Genomic DNA, 14,562 nt, shown 5'->3' on the forward strand with positions numbered 1-14,562 from the left:
TTGTTACTACCATCAACGAATAATTGAATTCTAAGCCGGAGAGAGCAATCTCTCCGGTTTATTTTTTTGTCAGAAAGAGGGTTGTTACGTTTAACGCAGAACAATGCAAAACAAATAAAGCGGTGGAAATACTGCAAGCTTTGATTTGCATAGGTTATTACAAAATAATGACAAAATAAACTGCAGGGTTTACAGCGTAACATTGTTATGCTATAGTGATGAAAGAGTGTAAAGAAAGAATGGGGGGATACATCGATGACTGCACTGCTTCTGGAAGATAAGAAGGGTTTTATACGGTACCTGATCGGATGTTTTATTTTGCTGTCTGAGTTTTTACTGACAAATTATGCCATTGCCAAGATTGCTGGAGTGGTCCAGTCCGGGGATCTCTCGGATCTTGTGAGGTATGGGATATTTGGACTTCTTGCATTTGTTTACGCCGCTGTGGTTTTTATCTTCTCAAGGCTTCTCAGGATTGGATTCATGAGAGATACCACCCTGAGGATCAGAAGAAGAGCCTTTGAGAACATCATGACGAAAACCACCCGCTCCTTCAACAGGAAGCTGAAGAATGAGTACATCTCAAATCTTGTCAACGACATCAATACCTTTGAAGGGAAATATTTTCATGCGCTGCTGAACCTCATCTTCGGTGCAGAAATCTATCTGGCAAGCCTTCTGATTCTTTTCTTTCTGGAATGGGATCTGGCGCTGATCATGGTGGTCGTGTCCTTTGTGATTTTCCTCATCAACCGGTCTTTCCAGAAGAAAACCATCCGGATGCAGGAAGATGTGCAAAGAAGTGGAGAGCGTTTTACGGTGAATATCGCCAATACCTTTTCGGGCTTAGAAATTCTGAAGCTGAACCGGATTGAGGAAAGATTTCTTTCTGGCTCGAAAAGAGAGACGGAGCAGCTGGAGACAAGAAAAGCCAGTGTCAATATCTTTACTTTCTGGCAGGGGCGATTTTCAAATTTCCTTGGATTTATCACAACCATCCTCATCCTTTATTACATCATCAGCAGACTGGAGCCTGGATATGACCTGACCAGAGTCATGTTTGTCATCTCCATGGCCAGTTCCACCATATGGCCCATCACAGAAATCATGCCGCTGTTCAATGTGCTGAAATCCAATGGCACCATCATTGAAAATATTCTTCGGAAAGAGGAGGATGGAGAGAGAAGCGAGGAACAGAAACCATACGATTTCAATGAGAAGATTGAAGTGAAGGATTTGACCTTCTCCTATGGAGACCGAAGAATCATCACCAAAGGCAATGTGGTTCTAGAGAAAGGGAAGAAGTATCTTCTGAAAGGAGCCAGCGGTGCGGGGAAGTCCACGTTTATCCAGCTGCTTTCCAAAGTCTATGAAGACTATGAAGGGGAGATCCTCATCGATGGAAGAGACCTGCGGGAAATCTCTGAAGACAGCTTCAATCAGAATGTGAGTTTTATCTACCAGGATGTATTTTTATTTGAAGATACCATCAGAAATAATATCTGTCTTTACAGGGAGTATGAGGAGACCGAGATTAACCGTGCAGTGGAGGGGGCGGGATTGCTGCCACTTCTAAAAAAGAAAGAGAAAGGAATGGATGAGGCCGTGGAAGAAAACGGAAAAAACCTCTCCGGAGGGGAACGCCAGAGAATCTCTATTGCAAGAGCAATCATCAGAAATCCGCAGATTCTCTTTGCAGATGAAGTGACTTCTTCCCTGGATGAACACCTTGGAAGGCTTGTGGAAGAAACGATTCTGTCGCTGGATACCACAGTCATTGCTATTTCTCATCGCTTTTATGACGGAATTACAGATAAATATGATGCGGTCATTGAGATCAAGAATGGTGGTCTTCATCTGAAAAAGATGGAAGACTATCTGAAGGAGGTGCGTGTCCTTGAAGAGAATTTATAACAAAACCCTGATTCTTCTTGCGGCAACCCTGCTTGTCGGTGCCATAGCCAAAGGGGTAAGCGGCTACATGACCATTCTGACAAGAGATTTGGTGGACACGTCATTTCTGCCTGGCATGCCTGGTTTCCGTGAGATTGCATTGCGGATGGTCCTGTTTGCCTTTGTGCTGTTTCTTCTGGAAACACTGCTTTCCTTCGTGAAAGGGTACTACCGTAAAAAGACCAATGTGAACCTCAAAATGTATTATCTGGAGAAAATCTTCCAGAAGAACATCAATGAGTTCAACAAGGACAGCAATGCGAAATATGTGTCCCACATGATGAGTGATCTCAACACGGTGGATCTGGATTATATTGATGGGATTTTCGAACTGGCTCTTTCTGTGATTTCCTTTGTGATTACCATCATCATCATCGGAGGGGTCAGTATGGAGCTACTGATCATCGTGCTCGTTGTAGGTGCTTTGGTTGGATTTCTATCCAATGTGCTCTCCAAACCAATCCAGAAACTTTATGAGGAGCGCAGCGGACTGTACGATAAATATACCCATTATCTTCAGGAAGTGCTTTCTGCATTTCGGATTATTCGGGTGAACAGTCTCTATAAAAGAGTGGAGAAACAGTTCACAGGAAGAAGCGAGAATCTGCAGTCCAAAAGCTATGAGATTGAAAAGAAGTCCACCTATATCTATGCAGTACAGAACTTTATGATTAACTTTGTGGTGCTCTTTGTCATGGCGATTTCCGTATACTATACAGTGATTGGCAAGATTACTTTCGGTGGCGTCATTTTAATTCTTAACAATTTTTCCTCACTCATTGGTCCGTTCCAGAGAGCCAGCGAGCTTCTTCCTAAGATCTTCAGCACGAAAGCACTGTTCAAGGTCCTGGATGAATCTCTTCTAAACCAGGATCTTCAGGAAGAGAAAGAAGAGCTTCACAGCTTCCAGGAGGGAATTTCATTTGAAAGGGTCACATTTTCTTATGGTGAGAATAAAGTGCTGGAAGATCTCTCTCTGTCCTTAAAGAAGAATGGGAAATATCTCATTGTGGGACCAAGTGGTGGGGGAAAGTCCACTTTTCTGAAGCTTCTACGTAAGTACTTCCATCCTCAGTCGGGCAGCATTTATGTGGATGGGAAACCATTGAACTACATTACAAAGGAGAGTTATTTCAAACATCTTTCCAATGTGGAACAGAACGTCTTCATGTTCGATGATACGGTGAGAAATAACCTGACGCTCTTGAAAGATATTCCTGAAGAGAAAATTCAGGAGGCTATTACTAGAGCGGGTCTTCGTTCATTCGTTGAGAACCTTCCGAAGGGGCTGGAGACAATCATAGAAGACAACGGCCGGAATATTTCTGGTGGAGAGAGATCCCGTATTGCCATTGCAAGAGCTCTGCTCAATGAGTCGGAGATTCTGATTCTTGATGAGGCGTTTCAAAGTCTTGACTATGAAACAGCAAGGGCCATTGAAAAAACCATTCTGGACCTGCCTGAACTCACTGTCGTAAATGTAAGCCACATACTCATTCCAGAGAATAAAAATGCCTATGATGAGATGCTGTATGTAGACCGTAAGAGGATCGAGCGCATTCCCATCAGTGGAGTGTCCTAAGTTCATGGTGTTATGAAAGCGTTTTTTCATCGGGATGCATAATAGAAACGTGAATATATTAAGAAACAGCTGGAGATTTCCGGCTGTTTTTACGTTATTTATAATAATTGCCTGCGTAAAAAATACTTTTATAAAATTATTGCTCTGAACCGTGAAAATAAGTATAATAAGAAGGATGTTCAGTGAAAGATTCATGAATCTTTGCCGGAGAGTGAATTTTTCATTGAAACGACCGCTATAATATTGTATAATGTTATAGTTACAGCAAACAGCGAAGATTCAAGAGGTTGCTGGACTTAACAGGTAATTCTTGATGAGCAAGTCAGGTCACGAACCCGGCGAGGGTATCCTGGCTGTATTCTGGTGCGGACTCTATGTATGAAACACCCGGTGCAGTTTACGATATCCGCTGTTGTGCGAAAGAAGTATAGCGTACAAAGAAAAAGGAGGTAACAAAATGGCAAAACAGAAGATCAGAATCAGACTAAAGGCTTTTGATCACAGCGTGCTGGATGCATCCGCTGAAAGAATTGTTGAGACTGCAAAGTCCTCAGGAGCAAAGGTTGTAGGACCAGTTCCACTACCTACTGAGAAGGAAATCATCACAATTCTTAGAGCAGTGCACAAGTACAAGGATTCAAGAGAACAGTTTGAGGTTAGAACTCACAAGAGACTGATCGACATCGTGAATCCATCACCTAAGACTGTGGATGCACTGATGCGACTGGATCTACCAGCTGGCGTTGATATCGAAATTAAGCTGTAAGAATAGTTTATAGTTCACTCTATGAACTGTTATGACCGCATGGGAAACTGTGCGATCCGCTAATAAGTTTGGAGGTAAGAAAATGAAAAAAGCAATTATGGGTACCAAAATTGGTATGACCCAGATTTTTGACGAAAACGGGAAAATCGTTCCTGTAACTGTTGTTGAAGCTGCACCTAACGTTGTAGTTCAAGTAAAGACAACTGAAAAAGAAGGCTATGATGCAATTCAGGTTGGTTATGGCGAAATCAGAGAAAATCTTGTAAACAAGCCAAGACAGGGTCAGTTCAAGAAGGCTGGCGTTGGCGTGAAGAGACTTCTTAAGGAGTTCAAACTTGAAGGAGGAAACCTGGAAGTAGGTACCGAAATCAAGGTGGATATATTTGAAGCTGGAGAAAAGGTTGACGTTTCCGGTCTTTCAAAGGGTAAAGGATTTGCTGGTGTTATCAAGAGATGGAACTTCCACAGAGGACCAGAAACACACGGTTCCAAGTTCCATAGAGCAGTAGGTTCCATGGGTGCTTCATCCTCACCATCCAGAACATTCAAGAACAAGAAGATGCCTGGAAGAATGGGTCATGTGAACACCACCGTACTGAATCTTGAAATCGTCAAAGTAATGCCAGAAAAGAATGTAATTCTAATTAAGGGTGGAATCCCAGGACCAAACAAGAGTGTGGTTGTAATTAGAAATTCAGTCAAGGCATAAATCTTAATTGAAAGGAGGATACAAAATGCCTACAGTAGGATTATTCAATATTGAAGGAAAGAAAGTTGGAGACGTAACTCTGAACGAGAGCGTATTCAACGTTGAAGTTAATAAGGCAGTACTGCACCAGGTAGTTGTTGCACAGCTTGCAAACAAGAGACAGGGTACACAGTCTGCAAAGACCAGAGCTGAAGTCAGAGGTGGTGGAATCAAGCCATGGAGACAGAAGGGTACTGGTAGAGCAAGACAGGGGTCCATCAGATCTCCACAATGGGCTGGCGGAGGTATCGTATTTGCGCCAAAGCCAAGAGAATACAGAGTTTCACTTCCTAAGAGCATGAGAAGAGTGGCTATGAAGTCTGCTCTGACCGCTAAGGTTCTTGAAAATGAAATGATCGTTCTTGAAAGCCTGGAGCTGGATGCACCAAAGACCAAGACCATCGTAACCATGCTGAAAGCTTTCGATGTAAAGAAGGCCCTCATCGTTACCGCTGAGTCCAATGCCAATGTCTACAAGTCAGGAAGAAATGTTGAAGGAATCCAGGTAATCCCTGTGAACAACATCAACGTATACGACCTGCTGAAATATGACAACCTGATTATCACAAAGGATGCAGTATCTAAGCTTGAGGAGGTGTACGCATAATGAAAAAGTTAACAGCATATGACATCATCAGAAAGCCTGTGATCACTGAAAAGTCCATGGATGCCATGGCAGACAGAAAGTACACATTCTTGGTGCATCCAAGTGCAAACAAGGTTGAAATCAAGAAGGCTGTAGAAGAAGTCTTCGGCGTACAGGTTGAAGATGTAAAAACCATGAATACTCTTGGAAAATACAAGAGAATGGGTGTGCACGTAGGTAAGAGAGCTGACACAAAGAAAGCAATCGTGACCTTGAAGGCAGACAGCAAGACCATCGAGTTCTTCGATAACATGAACTAAGACTGGTCAAACTATTGGTTTCTTAAACCAGATAAGAGAATTAAGGAGGAACGTAATTATGGCTATTAAGAGTTATAAGCCAACTACCCCTTCAAGAAGACATATGACCGTGAATGCTTTCGTGGAAATCACCACAGACAAGCCAGAGAAGTCACTTCTTGTTGCGAAGAACAGAACCGCGGGAAGAAATGCCCAAGGTAAGATTACTGTAAGACATCGTGGTGGCGGTGCGAAGAGAAAGTACAGAATCATTGATTTTAAGAGAAATAAGGATAACATCCCTGCTAGAGTGGCAACAATCGAATACGATCCAAACAGATCCGCATTCATTGCCCTGGTAGTATATGCAGATGGAGAAAAGAGATACATTCTTGCTCCAGTAGGCATCAAGGTTGGAGACGTTCTGGTTTCCGGTCCAAATGCGGACATCAAGCCAGGAAATGCTCTTCCAATGCAGAACATCCCAGTAGGTACCTTCATCCACAACATCGAGCTTGCAGCTGGTAAGGGTGGACAGATGGTAAGATCCGCTGGTACTTCCGCTCAGCTTATGGCGAAGGAAGGAAACTACGCTACACTAAGACTCCCATCAGGGGAAATGAGATATGTCAGAATCGAATGTAGAGCAACCATCGGTACTGTTTCCAACCAGACACACGAAATCATCAAGATTGGTAAGGCTGGTAGAAAGAGACACATGGGTATCAGACCTACAGTGAGAGGTTCTGTCATGAACCCAGTAGATCATCCACACGGTGGTGGTGAAGGTAGAACACCAATCGGTAGACCAGCACCAGTTACACCATGGGGTAAGCCTGCACTTGGTTACAAGACAAGAAAGACCAAGAAGTACTCAGACAGACTTATCATCAAGGGAAGAACAAAGTAGGAAGAAGCCTCTTCCTTTTAGGAAGAGTTTCTTCTACAACCTTATAATTTCCGAAGGGAGGAAAATTAAACGTGAGTAGATCAGTAAAGAAAGGGCCTTTCGTGCACGAAGGTCTTATGAAGAAGATAATCGAAATGAACAAGGCTAAGGACAAGAAAGTTGTCAAGACTTGGTCAAGAAGCTCAACAATTTTTCCAGAAATGATTGGGCACACCATCGCAGTTCATGACGGAAGAAAGCATGTTCCAGTCTATATCTCTGAAGATATGGTTGGCCACAAGCTTGGTGAGTTCGCTCTTACAAGAACTTACAGAGGTCATGTAAGCGAAAAGAAGTCAAAGATGAGATAGTTTTATCGTAATCGAAAGGAGGATCATTAATGGAAGCTAGAGCTATTAATAAGTACGTTAGAATGTCACCATTGAAGGTGAGAATCGTTCTGGACCTTATTAGAAACAAGAATGTAGAAGAAGCAATGGCAATTCTTGAGTACACACACAAGGATGCAGCTGTTGTTATCAATAAAGTGTTGAAGTCCGCTGTTGCGAATGCAGAAAACAACCTGGAACTCAACAGAGATTCCCTTTATGTATCTGAAGCTTACTGTGGACCAGGACCGGTTCTTAAGAGATACCAGCCTCATGCACAGGGAAGAGCATTCAGCATCATGAAGAGAACCACACACATCACTGTAGTGGTAAAAGAAAGAGCTTAGAAAAGGAGGTATTTGAATAGTGGGACAGAAAGTAAATCCACACGGCCTTAGAGTCGGTGTTATCAAGGACTGGAACGCAAAATGGTATGCAGACAAGAAGACATTTGCTGCCAATATTGTAGAAGACCAGAAAATTAGAGAATTCATCAAGAAGAAGCTTTTTAATGCTGGAATTTCCGAGATCGAAATCGAAAGAGCAGCTAAGAGAGTTAAAGTAAATATCCATACTGCAAAGCCTGGTGTAGTCATCGGTAGAGGTGGAGCAGGAATTGAAGCCCTGAAGAAAGAAATGATGCCTCTTGTAAACGGCAAGACTCTTTTACTGAACATCGTTGAAGTAAAGAATGTTGACGGAGATGCACAGCTGATGGCTGAAAGCATCGCACAGCAGCTTGAGAAGAGAATCTCCTTCAGAAGAGCTATGAAGCAGACCATCCAGAGAGCCATGAGAACAACTGGCGTTAAGGGTGTAAAGACAATGTGTGGCGGAAGACTTGGCGGAGCTGAAATCGCTAGAAGCGAATCCTACCGTGAAGGAACCATTCCACTGCAGACACTAAGAGCAGATATCCAGTATGGTTTCGCAGAAGCGAACACCACTTATGGAAAGATCGGAGTAAAGGTTTGGGTCTATAAGGGTGAAGTACTTCCTGTTAAGAAGAATAAGGAAGCGACTAACGCTTAATCCAATAGACGAAGAAAGGAGGAATTCGACATGTTAATGCCTAAGAGAGTAAAGCGTCGTAAGGTGCAGAAGGGCAGAATGAGAGGAAAAGCTACTAGAGGTAATTTCCTTGCCTATGGAGATTTTGGAATTCAGGCAACTGAGTGCGGATGGCTTACATCCAATCAGATCGAATCTGCCAGAATTGCAATCAATAGATATATCAGAAGAGGAGGAAAGCTTTGGATCAAGGTTTTCCCAGATAAGCCAATCACTGAAAAGCCAGCTGAAGTTAGAATGGGATCCGGTAAGGGTAACGTTGAGTACTGGGTGGCAGTAGTGAAGCCTGGAAGAGTTCTGTTTGAGCTTTCAGGAGTTGACGAAGAAAAGGCAAGAGAAGCGATGAGACTAGCTCAGCACAAGCTTCCTATATCCACAAAATTCGTCACAAGAAGAGATTTTGAAGAAATGGGTGGTGAAGAATAATGAAGGCGAAAGAGTTAAAGAATTTAAGAGCCGCAAGCTCCCAAGATCTTTCAGCAAAGCTTCATGATCTTAAGGAAGAACTTTTCAATCTGAGATTCCAGTTAGCCACTGGTCAGCTTGAAAATCCCATGAGAATTAAGGAAGTTAGAAAGTCCATTGCTCAGATTAAAACCATCATTAGAGAAGAAGAGATTAAGGCTGTCAGCAATTAATCTGTGAAAGGAGGTCATTAACTTATGGAGAGAAATAACAGAAAGACCAGAGTAGGCGTAGTTGTATCCGACAAGATGGATAAGACCATCGTTGTTGCGGTAAAGACTAAGGTAAGACATCCGCTCTATGGTAAGACAATGAACAGAACAATGAAGTATAAAGCGCACGATGAAAACAACGAAGCGCAGATCAATGACACAGTAATGATCATGGAAACAAGACCTTTATCTAAGGATAAGAGATGGAGACTTGTGGAGATCGTTGAAAAGGCTAAGTAGCATATATAGCTGAAAGGAGGTAAATCATGATTCAACAGCAGACATTGCTAAAGGTTGCAGATAATTCTGGAGCTAAGGTAATCATGTGTATAAAGGTACTCGGCGGAACAAGAAGAAGATATGCCAGAGTAGGAGATATAATCGTTGCTAGCGTTAAGAGTGCAACACCAGGCGGAGTTGTTAAAAAAGGTGAAGTGGTTAAGGCGGTAGTTGTAAGAACTGTCAAGGAAACCAAGAGACCTGATGGAACATACATCCGATTTGATGAGAACGCAGCAGTTATCATTAAGGACGACAAGAACCCAAAAGGTACCCGTATTTTCGGGCCAGTTGCAAGAGAACTTAGAGACAAGGAAACCTTCTCTAAAATACTTTCTCTAGCACCTGAAGTTCTTTAGAAGGAGAGGTGGCTAAGAGATGAAGGTACATGTTAAAAAGAACGATAAAGTTATGGTAATTTCCGGTAAGGACAAAGGAAAGGTTTCCGAAGTCATCGCGGTATTACCAAAGACTGGCAAAGTGCTTGTTCGTGACGTAAACATGGTCAAGAAGCACAAGAAGCCAAGCAGAGCGAATATGAACGGCGGAATTATTGAAACAGAAGCCCCAATATTCAGTGCTAAGGTAATGCTCTACTGCGAAAAGTGCAAGGCTGTTACAAGAGTTTCCAAGAAGATCACAGAAGATGGAAGCAAAGTTAGAGTCTGCAAGAAGTGCGGCACCGTACTTTAGTAAATTTTGAAAGGAGGACCACTGAAGATGCCAAGATTACAAGAAGTTTATAATGAACAGGTCATCCCAAAGATGATGGAAAAGTTCGGATATAAGAATATTATGGAAGTACCAAAGCTCGAAAAGATTGTTATCAACATGGGTGTTGGTAAGGCAAAGGAAAATGCAAAGATTCTGGAATCTGCTGTTGCAGATCTTACAATCATTGCAGGACAGAAGCCAATTATCACTAAGGCAAAGAAGTCCGTTGCGAACTTCAAGCTGAGAGAAGATATGCCAATCGGATGCAAGGTTACTTTAAGAAAGGCCCAGATGTTCCAGTTTGCTGACAAGCTGATCAATATCGCTCTTCCACGTGTAAGAGACTTTAGAGGCGTATCTGACAAGTCCTTTGATGGAAGAGGTAACTACTCTTTAGGTATCAAGGAACAGCTGATATTCCCAGAAATTGAGTATGATAAGATTGACGCAATCAGAGGAATGGACATTGTATTCGTCACTACAGCGAAGACAGATGAAGAAGCCAGGGAACTGTTAAGATTCCTCGGAATGCCATTTGCTCAATAATAAGGAGGGAATAACGTGGCTCGTAAGGCAATTATAGAAAAATGGAAGAAAACACCAAAGTATCCAACACAGGCTTACACAAGATGCAACCTTTGCGGTAGACCTCATGCTGTATTAAGCAAGTATGGTATCTGCAGAATTTGTTTCAGAGAACTTGCATACAAGGGAGAAATTCCTGGTGTCAAGAAGGCAAGCTGGTAATACTTTAAATAGTGAAAGGAGGCAAATAAATGGTTATGACTGATCCTATTGCAGACCTTCTAACTAGAGTTAGAAATGCGAATTCTGCTAGACATGAAGTTGTAGAAGTACCCTCTTCTAATGTTAAGAAGGCGGTTGCAAATATATTACTGAACGAAGGATACGTAAAGGGAATCGAAGAGTACAACGACGGTGTTGTGCCTATGATGAGAATTGCCCTGAAGTATGGTAGCAACAAAGAAAGAGTTATCACTGGTTTAAAGAGAATTTCCAAGCCAGGCCTAAGAGTATACTGTAAAGCGGACGAAGTTCCAAAGGTTCTAAACGGACTGGGTGTTGCTGTTATCTCAACATCACAAGGGGTATTACCTGATAGAGAAGCAAGAAAGCTTGGACTAGGTGGAGAAGTAATCTGCTACATCTGGTAGTCAATAAGATTACGATCTTAATTAACAGGAGGTTAGATGAATGTCAAGAATTGGTAGAATGCCAATAGCAATTCCTGCCGGAGTAACCTTTAATGTTTCACCTGAAAATGTTGTAACAGTAAAAGGACCTAAGGGCACACTGGAAAAAGCTATGCATAAGAACATTGCTATTAACGTTGAAGACGGTCAGGTTGTTGTAACTAGACCCAACGATGAAAAAGAAAACAGAGCACTTCACGGACTTGTAAGAGCTCTTGTGAACAATATGGTAGTTGGAGTATCCGAAGGATACAAGAAGACACTGGAACTTGTTGGTGTTGGTTACAGAGCTCAGCTCCAGGGTAAGAAACTGGTGATGAACCTCGGTTTCTCCCATCCAGTAGAATTCGATGCCATCGATGGAATTGAATTCGAAATCGTAAGCCCAACTAAGCTCATCATCAAGGGAATTGATAAGGAACTTGTAGGTGACGTAGCTGCTGATATCAGAGCTTGGAGAAAGCCAGAGCCATATAAGGGCAAGGGTATTAAGTTCGAAGGCGAAGTAATCAGACGTAAGGTTGGTAAGACTGGTAAGTAGAAATAAGAAAGGAGTGAACCTGAATGTTCAAGAAAGAAGATAAAAGGGCGACTAGAGTTAGACGTCACGCTAGGGTTCGTAAGAAGGTCAGCGGTACAGCAGAAAGACCAAGACTTTCTGTGTACAGAAGCGAAAAGAATATTTATGCTCAGATCATCGATGATGTGAACGGAGTAACTCTTGTTTCTGCTTCATCAGTAGAAAAAGATTTCGATGGAGCAGGTAGCAATAAGGACGCAGCTGCTAAAGTTGGAGTTTTAGTTGCGAAGAAAGCACTGGATAAGGGAATCAAGGCTGTTGTATTTGACAGAGGTGGATTTATTTACCACGGAAGAATTGAAGCCCTTGCCCAAGCAGCTAGAGAAGCTGGACTAGAATTCTAAGAAGGAGGAAGAAAGAAGTGAGAATTGATCCTAGCACACTAGACCTAAAGGAAAAAGTTGTACACATAGGTAGAGTAACTAAAGTTGTTAAGGGTGGTAGAAACTTCAGATTCGCAGCTCTAGTAGTTGTAGGAGATGAAAATGGCCACGTTGGAGTCGGTATGGGTAAGTCCATCGAAATTCCTGAAGCAATCAGAAAAGGCGTTGAAGACGCAAAGAAGAATCTTGTTTCAGTAAAGATTGACGGAACCACCGTTCCACACCAGATCAATGGAATTTTCGGTACTGGTAAGGTAGTTATTATGCCTGCCGCTGAAGGTACAGGAATCATTGCAGGTGGTCCTGCCAGAGTAGTTCTTGAGCTTGCGGGCTTCAAGGATGTAAGAGCGAAGTCTCTTGGCTCAAACAACCCAAGCAACATGGTAAAAGCTACCATTAACGGACTTGCAAGCCTTAGATCCGCTGAAGAAATTGCAGCACTAAGAGGCAAGACTGTTGAAGAAATTATAGGATAGGAGGGGTTATACTTGTCTAAGATTAAGGTAACACTGAAAAAGAGCCTAATTGGAAGAAAGAAGGACCATATCGGTACCGCCAAGGCACTTGGACTTTCAAAGATTGGCAAGTCAATCGAACATAATGATACTCCTCAAGTTAGAGGTATGATCAAAAAGATCGAATATCTTCTACAGGTAGAAGAAGCGTAAAAGTAAGAGGAGGTGTAAATAGATATGAAACTTCATGAGTTAAAGCCCGTTGAAGGCTCAAGAAAAGCTCAAAAAAGAGTAGGTAGAGGTACTGGTTCAGGTCTTGGTAAGACTTCCGGTAAAGGACAGAAGGGTCAGAAATCCCGTTCAGGCGGTGGCGTTAAGCCAGGTTTTGAAGGTGGACAGATGCCACTGTACAGAAGACTTCCTAAGAGAGGTTTTACCAATATCTTCGCGAAGCAGATCGTAGAGGTGAATGTTGAAAGACTGAACATCTTCGAAAATGGCACAGAAGTAACTGAAGCACTATTAAAGGAAAGAGGCGTTGTATCCAAGACATTGGATGGCGTGAAGATCCTTGGAAATGGTGAACTGACCAAGTCCTTAACCGTTAAAGTAAGTAGATTCTCAAAATCAGCACAGGAGAAGATAGAAGCTGCTGGAGGAAAAGTTGAGGTGATTTAATGTTACAGACGCTGAAGAATGCATGGAAACTGCCAGACCTAAGAAAAAGAATACTGTTCACAGTATTTATAGTTTTCATTTTCAGACTCGGAAACTTTATCGTAGTACCGAACATTAATGCGGATGCGTTAAAGGATCTTGCTAATTCCCAGACACTTGTTGGTTTTTACGATCTGATTTCTGGTGGCGCGTTCTCAAACTTTAGCATATTTGCTATGGGTGTGACGCCTTACATCAATGCATCTATTATTATGCAGCTCATGAACGTAATCATCCCCAAGCTGGAACAGCTTTCTAAAGAAGGACAGGAAGGAAGAGCTAAGATACAGAACTATACCAAGTATCTGGCCATCGCCATCGGAGCAGTTCAGGCATACGGTACTTATGTACTGATTTACAATGCCGGTGCTGTGGAGAAGGACAGCTTCCTAAATACTGTACTGATCATCATGACACTGCTTGCAGCGTCCATGTTCCTGATTTGGCTTGGAGACCGGATCACCGAGAAGGGTGTGGGGAACGGCGTGTCTGTTCTCATTTTCATCAACATCGTATCCAGAATCCCTATGATGGCCACTCAGGTGGGTGTGCTTTACTCCGGTGGTGCTGTGGATATCGTCAGCCTGGTACTCTTTGCTCTTGCAATGGTGGCTCTCTTTGTGGGCACGGTGGCTTTCTCCCTAGGAGAAAGACGAATTCCTGTCCAGTATGCAGGTAGAGTTTCCGGAACAAAGCAGATCAAAGGCCAGTCTTCTCATATTCCAGTCAGCGTAAGTTCAGCATGCGTTATCGCAATCATCTTCGCCATGTCTGTGATGCAGTTCCCTGCAACACTGGCAGAGTTCTTTAGAAATTCTAAAGTGCTGGAATGGCTAACTACAAGCAATTGGAGCATTTTCAAAGTGAATTCCGTCGGATATATGGTAGCATATGTCGTACTGGTCATTTTCTTTGCGGTGTTCTACACACAAATTACCATGAAACCAGAAGATATGGCTGATAATATGGCTAAATCCGGTGGTTATGTGGCAGGTATCAGACCAGGGGTTGCTACTGCAAAGTACCTGGAAAGAATTCTTACAAAAGTAGCGCTCATCGGTGGTGTATTTGCAGCACTCATCGCAGTGTTCCCCATCTTCCTGGAAGGCTATACCCCATTCAAGGGTCTGGCATTCGGAGGAACCGTCATCTTTATTATGTCGGGTGTGGCACTGGATACCATGAGACAGCTCGAATCACAGCTTGTGATGAGACACTACAAAGGATTCCTGAGCAAATAGAAAATTAGTTGGAGTTGAT

General features: G+C 42.6%; 24 protein-coding genes. All 24 read left to right on the forward strand.

What is annotated here, in order from left to right; translation table 11 throughout:
- Positions 1 to 255 precede the first annotated feature (255 nt).
- The 24 genes from DEF30_RS10720 to secY all read left to right on the forward strand — a co-directional run bounded on the left by DEF30_RS10720 (position 256) and on the right by secY (position 14,543).
- Positions 256 to 1,914, forward strand: coding sequence for an ABC transporter ATP-binding protein (locus DEF30_RS10720; RefSeq protein WP_294099164.1), 1,659 nt, complete (start codon positions 256 to 258; stop codon positions 1,912 to 1,914).
- Positions 1,898 to 3,535 carry an ABC transporter ATP-binding protein gene (locus tag DEF30_RS10725; RefSeq protein WP_294099166.1) on the forward strand — a complete coding sequence of 546 codons (1,638 nt, stop codon included), beginning with the start codon at positions 1,898 to 1,900 and terminating at the stop codon, positions 3,533 to 3,535. The genes DEF30_RS10720 and DEF30_RS10725 overlap by 17 nt, the downstream gene beginning before the upstream one ends.
- Before the next feature lie 457 nt (positions 3,536 to 3,992).
- Positions 3,993 to 4,301 (forward strand): 30S ribosomal protein S10, encoded by a 309-nt coding sequence (gene rpsJ / locus DEF30_RS10730; RefSeq protein WP_074912394.1) that lies wholly within the window; start codon positions 3,993 to 3,995, stop codon positions 4,299 to 4,301.
- 82 nt (positions 4,302 to 4,383) lie between these two features.
- Positions 4,384 to 5,010 (forward strand): 50S ribosomal protein L3, encoded by a 627-nt coding sequence (gene rplC, locus DEF30_RS10735; RefSeq protein WP_294099167.1) that lies wholly within the window; start codon positions 4,384 to 4,386, stop codon positions 5,008 to 5,010.
- Between the two features lie 25 nt (positions 5,011 to 5,035).
- Positions 5,036 to 5,656, forward strand: coding sequence for a 50S ribosomal protein L4 (gene rplD, locus DEF30_RS10740; RefSeq protein WP_294099169.1), 621 nt, complete (start codon positions 5,036 to 5,038; stop codon positions 5,654 to 5,656).
- Positions 5,656 to 5,955 (forward strand): 50S ribosomal protein L23, encoded by a 300-nt coding sequence (gene rplW / locus DEF30_RS10745; protein WP_074912397.1) that lies wholly within the window; start codon positions 5,656 to 5,658, stop codon positions 5,953 to 5,955. The genes rplD and rplW overlap by 1 nt, the downstream gene beginning before the upstream one ends.
- 58 nt (positions 5,956 to 6,013) lie before the next feature.
- Positions 6,014 to 6,844, forward strand: a complete 831-nt coding sequence (rplB, locus tag DEF30_RS10750) for a 50S ribosomal protein L2 (protein WP_074912398.1) — start codon at positions 6,014 to 6,016, stop codon at positions 6,842 to 6,844.
- A gap of 71 nt (positions 6,845 to 6,915) precedes the next feature.
- Positions 6,916 to 7,194 (forward strand): 30S ribosomal protein S19, encoded by a 279-nt coding sequence (rpsS, locus tag DEF30_RS10755; protein ID WP_031577535.1) that lies wholly within the window; start codon positions 6,916 to 6,918, stop codon positions 7,192 to 7,194.
- 29 nt (positions 7,195 to 7,223) lie between these two features.
- The gene (gene rplV / locus DEF30_RS10760; protein WP_031577536.1) at positions 7,224 to 7,559 is read left to right on the forward strand and encodes a 50S ribosomal protein L22; all 336 of its coding nucleotides are present in this window, start codon (positions 7,224 to 7,226) and stop codon (positions 7,557 to 7,559) included.
- Between the two features lie 19 nt (positions 7,560 to 7,578).
- Entirely contained in the window at positions 7,579 to 8,244 is a 666-nt protein-coding gene (rpsC, locus tag DEF30_RS10765; protein ID WP_294099175.1) for a 30S ribosomal protein S3, read from the forward strand.
- A gap of 30 nt (positions 8,245 to 8,274) precedes the next feature.
- The gene (rplP, locus tag DEF30_RS10770; protein ID WP_074912400.1) at positions 8,275 to 8,709 is read left to right on the forward strand and encodes a 50S ribosomal protein L16; all 435 of its coding nucleotides are present in this window, start codon (positions 8,275 to 8,277) and stop codon (positions 8,707 to 8,709) included.
- The gene (rpmC, locus tag DEF30_RS10775; RefSeq protein WP_031577539.1) at positions 8,709 to 8,921 is read left to right on the forward strand and encodes a 50S ribosomal protein L29; all 213 of its coding nucleotides are present in this window, start codon (positions 8,709 to 8,711) and stop codon (positions 8,919 to 8,921) included. Before rplP ends, rpmC begins: the two co-directional genes overlap by 1 nt.
- Before the next feature lie 24 nt (positions 8,922 to 8,945).
- Positions 8,946 to 9,200, forward strand: coding sequence for a 30S ribosomal protein S17 (rpsQ, locus tag DEF30_RS10780; RefSeq protein ID WP_074912401.1), 255 nt, complete (start codon positions 8,946 to 8,948; stop codon positions 9,198 to 9,200).
- Positions 9,201 to 9,226: 26 nt separating this feature from the next.
- On the forward strand, positions 9,227 to 9,598 hold the full coding sequence (gene rplN / locus DEF30_RS10785) for a 50S ribosomal protein L14 (RefSeq protein WP_031577541.1): 372 nt from the start codon (positions 9,227 to 9,229) through the stop codon (positions 9,596 to 9,598).
- A gap of 19 nt (positions 9,599 to 9,617) precedes the next feature.
- On the forward strand, positions 9,618 to 9,932 hold the full coding sequence (gene rplX, locus DEF30_RS10790; RefSeq protein WP_074912403.1) for a 50S ribosomal protein L24: 315 nt from the start codon (positions 9,618 to 9,620) through the stop codon (positions 9,930 to 9,932).
- Between the two features lie 27 nt (positions 9,933 to 9,959).
- On the forward strand, positions 9,960 to 10,499 hold the full coding sequence (rplE, locus tag DEF30_RS10795) for a 50S ribosomal protein L5 (RefSeq protein ID WP_074912404.1): 540 nt from the start codon (positions 9,960 to 9,962) through the stop codon (positions 10,497 to 10,499).
- Between the two features lie 15 nt (positions 10,500 to 10,514).
- Positions 10,515 to 10,700: a type Z 30S ribosomal protein S14 gene (locus DEF30_RS10800; RefSeq protein ID WP_031577544.1), complete on the forward strand. Its 186-nt coding sequence runs from the start codon at positions 10,515 to 10,517 to the stop codon at positions 10,698 to 10,700.
- 29 nt (positions 10,701 to 10,729) lie between these two features.
- Entirely contained in the window at positions 10,730 to 11,128 is a 399-nt protein-coding gene (rpsH, locus tag DEF30_RS10805) for a 30S ribosomal protein S8 (RefSeq protein ID WP_031577546.1), read from the forward strand.
- Positions 11,129 to 11,168: 40 nt separating this feature from the next.
- Positions 11,169 to 11,708, forward strand: a complete 540-nt coding sequence (gene rplF, locus DEF30_RS10810; RefSeq protein ID WP_294099191.1) for a 50S ribosomal protein L6 — start codon at positions 11,169 to 11,171, stop codon at positions 11,706 to 11,708.
- 23 nt (positions 11,709 to 11,731) lie between these two features.
- Positions 11,732 to 12,091: a 50S ribosomal protein L18 gene (gene rplR / locus DEF30_RS10815; protein WP_074912406.1), complete on the forward strand. Its 360-nt coding sequence runs from the start codon at positions 11,732 to 11,734 to the stop codon at positions 12,089 to 12,091.
- Positions 12,092 to 12,108: 17 nt separating this feature from the next.
- The gene (gene rpsE, locus DEF30_RS10820) at positions 12,109 to 12,606 is read left to right on the forward strand and encodes a 30S ribosomal protein S5 (protein WP_294099194.1); all 498 of its coding nucleotides are present in this window, start codon (positions 12,109 to 12,111) and stop codon (positions 12,604 to 12,606) included.
- Between the two features lie 12 nt (positions 12,607 to 12,618).
- A complete protein-coding gene (rpmD, locus tag DEF30_RS10825; protein ID WP_031577550.1) occupies positions 12,619 to 12,798 on the forward strand; it encodes a 50S ribosomal protein L30 in 180 nt (59 codons plus the stop codon).
- Positions 12,799 to 12,822: 24 nt separating this feature from the next.
- Positions 12,823 to 13,263 (forward strand): 50S ribosomal protein L15, encoded by a 441-nt coding sequence (gene rplO / locus DEF30_RS10830; protein WP_031577551.1) that lies wholly within the window; start codon positions 12,823 to 12,825, stop codon positions 13,261 to 13,263.
- On the forward strand, positions 13,263 to 14,543 hold the full coding sequence (secY, locus tag DEF30_RS10835; protein ID WP_294099198.1) for a preprotein translocase subunit SecY: 1,281 nt from the start codon (positions 13,263 to 13,265) through the stop codon (positions 14,541 to 14,543). The genes rplO and secY overlap by 1 nt, the downstream gene beginning before the upstream one ends.
- Positions 14,544 to 14,562 lie beyond the last annotated feature (19 nt).

This window comes from Proteiniclasticum sp. (genome assembly GCF_003514505.1).
Lineage (GTDB): Bacteria > Bacillota > Clostridia > Clostridiales > Clostridiaceae > Proteiniclasticum.